Source organism: Bradyrhizobium altum (assembly GCF_020889705.1).
GTDB classification, from domain to species: Bacteria; Pseudomonadota; Alphaproteobacteria; order Rhizobiales; family Xanthobacteraceae; genus Bradyrhizobium; species Bradyrhizobium altum.
On the sequence record NZ_JACMYP010000298.1, the window covers coordinates 1 to 10,099 of the forward strand.

Consider the following 10,099-nt stretch of genomic DNA (forward strand, 5'->3'; position numbering starts at 1 on the left):
CCGCCGCGCCTTCGAGCCCGTGGCGCACCATGCGCGCCGCCGAGCGCGGCCATATCCTCTTGAAATGGGCCGAGCTGCTCAAGCAGCACGCCGACGAAATCGCAGCCCTCGAAAGCCTCGATGCCGGCAAGCCGATATCGGCGGTGCTGCGCCAGGATTTTCCCGCCGCGATCGATACGCTGACCTATTACGCCGGCTGGGCCGACAAGATCAGCGGCGAGGTGGTCTCGACGCGCGACGATGCGCTGACCTACGCGGTGCGCGAGCCGGTCGGCGTGGTCGCCGCGATCGTGCCGTGGAATTTTCCGCTGATGATCGGCATGTGGAAGCTCGCACCGGCACTGGCCTGCGGCTGCACGGTCGTGATGAAACCGGCAGAGCTGACCTCGCTGTCGGCGCTGCGGATCGGCGAGCTCGCGCTTGAGGCCGGATTGCCGAAGGGCGTGCTCAACATCGTGACCGGCCCCGGCCGCGTCGTCGGCGACGCGCTGGTCAATCACGCCGATGTCGACAAGGTGACCTTCACCGGCTCGCCCGGCGTCGGCCGCGGCATCATGAAGGGCGCCGCCGGCAACTTCAAACGGGTCTCGCTCGAACTCGGCGGCAAGTCCGCCAATGTGATCTTCGACGACGCCAATCTCGAAGCCGCCGCCAAGGCTGCCGCGGCCGGCATCTTCTTCAACGCCGGTCAAGTTTGCTCGGCCGGCTCACGCGTGCTGGTGCAGGAGAACGCCTATGACGAAGTGGTCGAGCGCCTGGTCGCCCGCGCAGAAAGCCTGCGCATCGGCGATCCCGCGGATCGCGCCACTGTGCTCGGACCTGTCATCTCCGAGAAGCAGATGCGCTCGATCCTCGGCTATGTCGAGATCGGCCAGAACGAGGGCGCGCATCTCGCCACCGGCGGCGCACGTGTCGGCGACCGCGGCTATTTCATCAGCCCCGCGGTGTTCGCCAATGTCGCGCACGAGATGCGGATTTCGCAGGAGGAGATCTTTGGTCCCGTCGTCAGCGTGATCAAGTTCAAGGACGAGGCCGATGCGCTGCGCATCGCCAACGGCACGGCCTACAGCCTCGCCGCCGGTGTCTGGAGCGCGGACATGGGCCGCGTGCAGCGCTTCGCCAAGAAGGCCCGCGCCGGCACGGTGTGGATCAACACCTATGGCTACACCGACGTGCGGTTGCCGTGGGGCGGCCAACGCGACTCCGGCCTCGGCCGCGAGCACGGCACCGCGGCACTCGACAACTTCACGGAGCCGAAGGCGGTGTGGATGAATCTCAACGTGTGAATTGTTGGCACGAGTGAGCACCACAAACTGTCCCGGGCTTGACCCGGAACCCATAACCACAAGTTTTTGAATTGAAGAACGCTGTGGCCACAGCGTTCTCGACAACAGCGTTCGGTGGCTATGGGTCCCTGCTTTCGCAGGAACGACGGTGGGGAGACATCGTTGACTTATTCGACTATCCTTCGCGTGTGGCTTTAGCGCGAACAAGGGCAACCCGTGCAGACAAGAAAATTCGGCAACAACGGCCCGCAGGTCTCGGTGATCGGGCAGGGCACCTGGTATCTCGATCGCGGTGACCGCAAGGCGGCAATCGCTGCGCTGAAGCGCGGTATCGACGCCGGCATGACGCATATCGACACGGCCGAGATGTATGGCGACGCCGAGCTCGTGATCGCGGACGCGATCGCCGGCCGCCGCGACGAGCTGTTCCTGGTCTCGAAGGTCTTGCCGAGCAACGCCTCGCGGCGCGGCACCGTCACTGCCTGCGAGCGCTCGCTGAAGCGGCTGAAGACCGATCGCCTCGATTGCTATCTATTGCACTGGCGCGGAACCTATCCGCTTGCCGAGACGGTCGCGGCGTTCGACGAACTGATCGCGGCCGGTAAGATCCGCTCCTGGGGCGTCAGCAATTTCGACGCAGACGATCTCGACGAGCTGCTCGATGTCGCGGGCGAGGGCAAGATCGCCTGCAACCAGGTGCTCTACCATCTGCGCGAGCGCGCCATCGAGCACGCCGTGATCCCGTGGTGCGAGCAGCATGGCGTGGCCGTGGTCGCCTACTCGCCGTTCGGCCACAATGATTTTCCCGCACTATCAAGCAAATCTGGAGCGGTGCTGCAATCGATCGCGCAGGCGCACCAGGCGACGCCGCGTCAGGTCGCGCTGAGCTTTCTCACGCGGCTGCCGTCGGTGCTCGCGATCCCGAAGGCGTCGAACGCGGACCACGCGGCGGAGAATGCCGCGGCGGGAACGCTCAAGCTCAGCGGCGACGAGATCGCCGCACTCGACGCGGCGTTCCCGCGCGGGCCGAAGCCGCGCTCGCTGCCGATGCTCTAATTCACGGGATTCACTCAGGCTCCGCTCCACACAGTTCTTAACAAACTGTTGCAGTTGCGGCCGCGCACGGGCTGCGGCGGGCGGTCGCGCGCGCTGGTGCATATCGGAGTCCCGTTTTCGGGCATTGTTCTTGCGGCGGAATTGGCGTTTTGTACGAACAGCAGATTCCCCTTATTTTGCCTTCGAGATTGCCGTGACACCGCCCCCCGCCGTAGCCGCCAGGCTGGACAGCGTTACCCTTTCATTGCCCGCGAAAACGTCTGTTGCACGCAAGGCGCCGGCCCGCACCGACAGTCCGTTCAAGGGCATTGCGCTGATCCTGCTGTCGACGGTGTTTTTGGGCACCTCCGACGTCACCGCGAAATATCTGTCGTCCTCGCTGCCTTCGATCGAGATCGCCTGGATCCGCTTCCTGGTGTTCGCGCTGATCATGACGCCGGCGATGCTGCCGGGCACGCCGTTGTTCGCGCTGCGCAGCAGCCGTCCCGGCCTGCACGTGCTGCGCGGCGCAGCGCTGCTCGGCTCCTCCCTGATCTTCATCACGGGGCTGGGCTTCCTGCCGATCGCCGAGGCCTCGGCCACCAGTTTTGTCTCGCCGCTGTTCGTCACCGCGCTGTCGATCGCTTTCCTTGGTGAGAAGGTCGGCATGCGACGCTGGATTGCAACCGCGGTCGGCCTCGCCGGTGTGTTCATCATCCTGCGGCCTGGCACCAGCGCCTTCCATCCCGCGGCGATCTTCCCGATCGTCTCGGCGCTGGCCTGGGCTGCCACGCTGATCCTGACGCGCATGATGAGCGGCAGCGAACGCCCTATCACCGTGATGACCTATTCGTCCATCGTCGGCGTCGCCATTGTCAGCGCGCTGGTGCCGTTCGTCTGGGTCACGCCGAGCTGGCACGACATCATGTTCGGCATCCTGATCGGCGTTGCGTCCACCGTCGGACAGTGGATCGTGGTGCTGGCGTTCCGCTATGGCGATGCCTCGGTGCTGGCGCCGTTCTCCTATACGCAGCTGCTCTGGGTCAGCATCCTCGGCTTCCTGATCTTCGGCGAAGTGCCTGATCGCTGGACCATCCTCGGCGCCGGCTTCATCGTCGCCTCCGGTCTCTACACCGCGCACCGCGAGCGCATGCGCCGCTCGCAGTTGCTCGCCGTGGCCAGCGAGCCGTCGCCAAACGCCTGACCGCGGTACCGCAAATCGTGCGCTGGTTGCGAATCCAGCCTCTACTAGCGTTGCGGGTGTACAACAGTCGGGCCGAAACTTCGATCTCGCGAAGGCTGAATCGAAGGATTCGAAAACAAGCGACAATCTCGCAATTGGCCGCATGCTAACCTGACCCCCAACAGCGCCGGAGAGCGCTTGGGGGCGGTGCAGGTGCATTTTGGTTTGTTCTTTGTCTCGTTTGGTCGGTCGTCTCGCGGCGTGACGGCCTTGACGGCCTGTGTCTCGGCGGCTGCAAGTCTGTTCGTGGTCAACTCCGCGCAGGCCCAGAGCTTCACCTGGGGCGGCACCGGCAGTTCGACGGGCACAGCCGACTACCAACTCTCGACCAACTGGTCGACGACGTCGCCCGGTGCGCCGCCGATCCTCCCAACCCAATCTGCCATTTTCGATTCGACGGGATCGGCGACGGTCACCATCGGCGCCGGTCCGATGCTGCCGGACTCCTGGACTTTCACCGCCAATTCGCAGTCGTACACGATCGGCGGCAATCCGGTTAACTTCGCTCTGACGGGGCCGAGCGGTGGCCTGATCAACCGGGCCAACAACGGCCAGACCATCACCATCAGCGCCCACATCAACGACGGACTTGCGCCGGGGGTGATGGTGCAGCAGCTCGGCAACAGCACATTGGTGCTTGCGGGCACCAACGGCTACACCGGCGGCACGCTGATCTCGGCCGGTACGGTGCAGGTGACGAACGCCAATTCGGTCGGCACCGGCACCATCACGCTTAACGCCGGCACCTTCCAGATGCAGTCGCCGACCATCTCGAGCGTCGCCTTCTCCAACAACATCGCGGTCAACGCGGCCGGCGGCACGGTCGATGCGAACGGCGCCCAGGTCAATCTTCAGGGCGTGATCGCCGATGGTGCAGGCGCAGGCGTTCTGCGCTTGATCGACTCGTCCGCGTCCGGCGTGTCCAACGTCCAGCTCTCCGGCGCCAACACCTACACGGGCGGCACGCTGGTGGTCGACACGACCGTTATCGTCACCAACAACAAGTCGGTCGGGTCAGGCACGGTCACGCTGGACAACGCGGCATTCCAAGCCGACGGCCTCAGTCACCTGACCTTCAGCAATAATTTCAGGATCAACACGTCCGCCACCGGCAGCGCGATCGACGCCAACGGCGTGACGCTCACGATCGCCGGCAACATCGCTGACGGCAACGGACCCGGCAAGCTGACGGTGCTGGATGCTTCAGGCGGCCTCGGTCGCGTGGTGTTGCTCGGCACCAACACCTATACCGGCGGTACCACGATCTGCGATTGCGCGACGTTGCAACTCGGCGACGCCCGCCACACTGCCTCGATCGTCGGCCAGGTCAACGTCGACGGCAAGTTCGACATCGTCAACGCCGACACGTCGGGCATCACCAAGATCGTCAACGACGGCTTCAACGGGGTCGCCACCACGACGTTCCACAATTCCACGACGGCGTCGACGGCGATAATCGTCAACGAGAATTACGGCATCACGCAGTTTCGCGACAGCAGCACCGCCGGCAATGCCTCTGTGAGCAACAGCAACGGCGCTCTCACGATCTTTCGCGACACCAGCTCGGCCGGCAATGCCACGTTCAACAACACCAATGGCGGCACCGTGGTGTTCGGCGACGCGCTTGGTCCTCCCGGCGGCTCGGACACCAGCACCGCCGGCAAGGCCGTGTTCAACAACCAGGACGGCGGCGGCGTTGTGTTCCTCGGCCACACCAATGCGGGTCAGGCCACCATCACCAACGGCGCCAACGGAGGCTCGACGCAGTTCTTCGAGTTCTCGTCGGCCGTGTCGGCGACGATCATTACGAGCGCTACCGGCTTCACCGGCTTCTTCCAGAACAGCACTGCGGCGAACGCAACGATCGACAACAGCGGCAACACCTATTTCGGCACGTCGGGCTTCAGCATGACAGAGGCACCGACCGCGGGCAACGCGACGATCACCAACCATTCCGGCGGCTTCCTGATCTTCGGTGCATATGCCACCGCCGGAAACGCCACCATCACCACCGAGAGCGGTGCCAACGTCAAGTTCTTCGACAACGCGACCGGCGGCACGGCGCAATTCATCACCAACGGCATCGGCTTTGTGGATTTCGGCGGCAGCCTTGGGCCGGGCGGCGACGGCCGCATCACGGCAGGCTCGATCGCGGGCTCAGGTATCTACTATGTCGGTGCCGGCAACACGCTCACGGTCGGCGGCAACAATCTCTCGACCAATGTCAGCGGCGTGATCGCCGATTTCGATCCCTGCGGCTGCGGCCCGACCGGGCCCGGCAATCTGGAAAAGACCGGCAGCGGCACGCTGACCCTGTCGGGGCTCAACACCTATACCGGCACCACCGTTATCAATGGCGGCATCCTGCAAGTCGACGGCTCGATCGTATCGTCGAGCTCGGTGACGGTGAATTCGGGCGGCGCGCTTTCCGGTATCGGCACCGTCGGCAACACGACGATCGCAAGCGGTGGCATCCTGCTGCCCGGCAACGCGGCGCCGGGCAGCTTCCTGAATGTGGCCGGCAATCTCGTGTTCCAGTCCGGTGCGCTCTATCTCGTCGGGCTCAATGCGAGCACCTCGACCTTTGCCACGGTGGCTGGTGCCGCGACGCTCGCCGGTTCGGTCGGCGTCAGTGTCGCTGCCGGCAGCACGGTGATGAAGCAATACACCATCCTGTCAGCGGACGGCGGCCGCAACGGCGTGTTCGCCGGCGTCGATTCAACCGGGCTGCCGTCGGGGCTCGTCGCGACGCTCGGCTACGACGCCAGGAACACGTACCTCAACTTCGCGCTCGACTATGCCGCGAAGTCGAAGCTCAATATCAACCAGGGCAACGTCGCCACCACGCTGCAGAACTTCTTCAATGCCAATGGCGGCATCGGCGCGGCGTTCGCGGGACTGTCGCCGAATGGCCTGACGCAGGCCTCGGGCGAGGGCGCGACCGGATCGCAGCAGGCGACGTTCAACGCGATGAACCAGTTCCTCGGTCTGTTGACCGATCCGTTCGTCGCCGGACGCGATGGCGGTTTTAGTAGTGGCGCGGGCGCCACGCCGTTTGCCGAGGAGCGCGCGTCGCTGGCGTATGCGGCGCGCACGACCGAGCCGCGCGATGCGCTGGCCGCGATCTACGCCAAGGTGCCACCGCTGCAGCCCGATTTCGCGCAACGCTGGAGCATCTGGGCCGCAGGTTATGGCGGCTCGCAGACCACCAGTGGCAATGCGGTGCTGGGCTCGAACAACAGCAGCAGTAGTATCTATGGCACTGCGGTGGGCGCCGACTACCGCTTCTCGCCGAACACCATTGCGGGCTTTGCGCTCGCCGGCGGCGCCACCAGCTTCGGCGTCAACGGTCTCGGTTGGGGCCGCTCGGACCTGTTCCAGGCCGGCGCGTTCGTCCGCCACACCATCGGTGCGGCGTATTTGAGCGCAGCGCTCGCCTATGGCTGGCAGGACATCAGCACCGACCGCATTGTCACCGCCGCAGGCGTCGATCATCTGCGTGCAAACTTCAATGCCAATGCGTGGTCGGGCCGGCTCGAAGGCGGTTATCGCACTGCTACGCCGTGGATCGGGTTGACGCCCTACGCCGCAGCGCAGTTCACCAGCTTCGAGCTGCCGAGCTATGCGGAAAGCGTGGTTTCCGGCGGCGGCGCCTTCGCGCTCAATTATGCGGCGAAGAGCGTCACCGACGTCAGGAGCGAGCTCGGCCTGCGTAGCGATAAGTCCTTTGCGGTCGACGGCGGCATCGTGACCCTGCGCGGCCGCGTCGCCTGGGCGCATGACTTCAACCCGAACCGCAGCGCAGCCGCCGTGTTCCAGACGCTGCCGGGCGCGGCCTTCGTGGTCAATGGCGCGGCGCAGGCCAGCGAGTCCGCGCTGACCACGGCCTCGGCGGAGATTAAGTGGCGGAACGGCTGGTCGGCGGCTGCGACCTTCGAGGGTGAATTCTCCAACGTCACCCAGTCCTACGCCGGCAAGGGCGTCATGCGCTATACGTGGTGACCCTCCGTGCTATAGCCTTCCGCAGCGAAAGCCTGTCCCGGACTTGATCCGCGACAGTGTATTTCGCGGGACGAAATACGCATCAAAATGAGTGGGAAGAAACCCACGCGGGAGGAAGCATGCGCGCAGCGATCTTCAGAAACGGCGAGATTGTCGTCGACCAGATGCCGGAACCGAAGCCCGGCGCCGGCCAGGTGCTGGCCAAGTCGCTCGCCTGCGGCATCTGCGGTTCCGATCTGCATGCGCGCAAGCATGCTCACCGCATGGTGGAGCTGAGCAAGTTCCTGCCTGGCCGCACGCCGATGGATCTGTCGCGCGACGTCGTGTTCGGCCACGAGTTCTGCTGCGAGATCCTCGATTATGGCCCGGGCACCACGCGCAAGCTGAAGCCCGGCACGCGCGTCTGCTCGCTGCCGGCGCTGCTGACGCCGGAAGGCCCGAAGGGCATCGGCTATTCCAACGACTATCTCGGCGCGTATGCCGAGCAGATGCTGCTCAGCGAGCCGCTGCTGCTCGAAGTGCCGAACGGGCTCGCCGCCGAGCACGCCGCGCTCACCGAGCCGCTTGCGGTCGGCGTCCATGCGGTGGCGATGGCCAACATCAGGGGAGGCGAGGTGCCGCTGGTGATCGGTTGCGGACCGGTCGGCCTTGCGGTGATTGCGGCGCTGAAGATCAAGGGGCTCGGCCCGATCGTTGCCGCCGACTACTCGCCGGCGCGGCGGCTGCTCGCCGAGAAGATGGGCGCCGATGTCGTGGTCGATCCCGCCAAGACGCAGCCTTATGCGAGCTGGGCCGAGCACGCCCAGATGACCGAGGCAGAGAAGGCGGCGCGGCCGCCGATGCAAGCGCTGCTGCCGCCGCTGAAGCCCGCGCTGATCTTCGAATGCGTCGGCGTGCCCGGCGTGTTGCAGCAGGTGTTCGAGGGCGCCCCGCGCAGCGCCCGTGTCGTCGTGGTCGGGGTCTGCATGGAGACCGACAAGTCGGAACCGATGCTCGGCATCATCAAGGAGCTCAACGTCCAGTACGTGCTCGGCTACACGCCGGAGGAGTTCGCCTATTCGCTGCGTCTGATCGCGGAAGGCCAGGTCGATGCGGCATCGCTGGTCACCGGCCGCGTCGGCATCGACGGTGTCGCGCAGGCCTTTGCCGATCTCGCCAATCCCGAGGCGCACACCAAGATCCTGGTCGAGCCGTGGCGTTGAGTTGATGCCGGTTTTGTAAGGTGGGTGAGCGAAGCGTAACCCACCATTCTTCACGATTGAGTGGTGGGTTACGCCTTCGGCTAACCCACCCTACGCACCGTCGCTCGGCCTCGCAGTTTGCATTTCGTGACGCCGAACCTATAGTTCGCCGTCTCTTATCGCACTGACAGCACGCACCTCATGCGCGTTTCAATCATCACGGGAGGCGGCTCCGGCATCGGCGCCGCGGTTGCGCGCCGGCTCGCCGGCCCCGATCAGGGGCTGATGCTGCATGGCCAGGGTGCCGAGGTCAGCGGGCTCGCGCGGCTGAATTCGGTTGCGGAGGAATGCCGCAGCAAGGGCGCCAAGGTCGCGGTCTCTACCGGCGATCTCGCCGTGGCCGGCGCGGGTACGTCGCTGGTCGCGGCTGCGCGCGCCGCTTTCGGGCCGATCGACAGCATCGTGCACGCCGCGGGCTTTGCCGACCGGCGCGATTTCGCCAGCCTGCCGCGCGACGCGCTGGAGCGTGCCTTTGCCGTGATGGCGGCGGCATTCCATGAGATCGCGGCGGCTGCGCTTTCCGACCTCACGCGCAGCGCGCAGGGCCGCGTCGTCGCGGTCTCCAGTTTCGGGCCGCATCGTTTCGTGCCCGGCGCGACCTATCCGGGATCGGCCGCCGCCAAGGCCGCGCTCGAAGTGCTGATGAAGTCGCTCGCAATCGAGCTCGCAGCATCGGGCGCCACATCAAACGCCGTGATGCCCGGCTATACGCGCAAGGATCCCGGCCTGTTCGGCGCGCTGGACACCGCGACCTGGGAGCGAGTGGCGAAGGCCAATCCGATGCAGCGGCTGGCCGAGCCTGATGAGGTCGCCGCGGTCGTGGCTTTCCTGCTGTCGCCGGAAGCGGGCCACATCACCGGCGCCACGCTGCCGGTCGATGGCGGCCTGACCTTGATGTGACGGCATGAGCGAGGGCGCGTCCGCACAGCAGGCTGACGTCGTCGTGCTTGGCGCAGGCATGGTCGGCGTCTCGGCCGGCCTTGCCGCACGGCAGCACGGTCTCTCCGTCGTCATCGTCGACCGCCGCGAGCCCGGCAGCGAGACCTCCTACGGCAATGCCGGCATCATCTCGTCGGGCTCGATCCTGCCGCTCAACACGCCACAGCTTTTAAAGAACCTGCCGAAATACCTCACCAACACGCATCCGGCGCTGCGCTGGAATCTCCCGTGGGCGGTCGCCAACGCCGGCTGGGTGACCCGCTTCCTCGCCGCGGCGACACCGTCGCAGACCAAGCCGCGCGCCGCGGCGCTGCACGGCCTGATCGGGACGTCGCTGACGCTGCATCGGGACT

General features: G+C 65.7%; 7 protein-coding genes. All 7 read left to right on the forward strand.

What is annotated here, in order from left to right; genetic code table 11:
* A partial coding sequence (locus H8B02_RS40720) for an aldehyde dehydrogenase family protein (RefSeq protein ID WP_229171325.1) occupies positions 1–1,286 on the forward strand: 1,286 nt, incomplete at its 5' end.
* Between the two features lie 216 nt (positions 1,287–1,502).
* Positions 1,503–2,342 (forward strand): aldo/keto reductase, encoded by an 840-nt coding sequence (locus tag H8B02_RS40725; protein WP_229171326.1) that lies wholly within the window; start codon positions 1,503–1,505, stop codon positions 2,340–2,342.
* Between the two features lie 193 nt (positions 2,343–2,535).
* Positions 2,536–3,525, forward strand: coding sequence for a DMT family transporter (locus tag H8B02_RS40730; RefSeq protein WP_229171327.1), 990 nt, complete (start codon positions 2,536–2,538; stop codon positions 3,523–3,525).
* Between the two features lie 240 nt (positions 3,526–3,765).
* Positions 3,766–7,566 carry an autotransporter domain-containing protein gene (locus H8B02_RS40735; protein WP_376711771.1) on the forward strand — a complete coding sequence of 1,267 codons (3,801 nt, stop codon included), beginning with the start codon at positions 3,766–3,768 and terminating at the stop codon, positions 7,564–7,566.
* 119 nt (positions 7,567–7,685) lie between these two features.
* Entirely contained in the window at positions 7,686–8,768 is a 1,083-nt protein-coding gene (locus H8B02_RS40740; RefSeq protein WP_229171329.1) for a zinc-binding dehydrogenase, read from the forward strand.
* Positions 8,769–8,948: 180 nt separating this feature from the next.
* Positions 8,949–9,707 (forward strand): SDR family NAD(P)-dependent oxidoreductase, encoded by a 759-nt coding sequence (locus H8B02_RS40745; protein WP_229171330.1) that lies wholly within the window; start codon positions 8,949–8,951, stop codon positions 9,705–9,707.
* 4 nt (positions 9,708–9,711) lie between these two features.
* Positions 9,712–10,099: FAD-dependent oxidoreductase (locus tag H8B02_RS40750; protein ID WP_229171331.1), on the forward strand; the 388-nt coding region annotated here is incomplete at its 3' end.

Excerpts from the sequence above, each read along its gene's own strand:
- H8B02_RS40740 (WP_229171329.1), top strand. The coding sequence starts at position 7,686 with ATGCGCGCAGCGATCTTCAGAAACGGCGAGATTGTCGTCGACCAGATG.
- H8B02_RS40745 (WP_229171330.1), top strand. The coding sequence starts at position 8,949 with ATGCGCGTTTCAATCATCACGGGAGGCGGCTCCGGCATCGGCGCCGCG.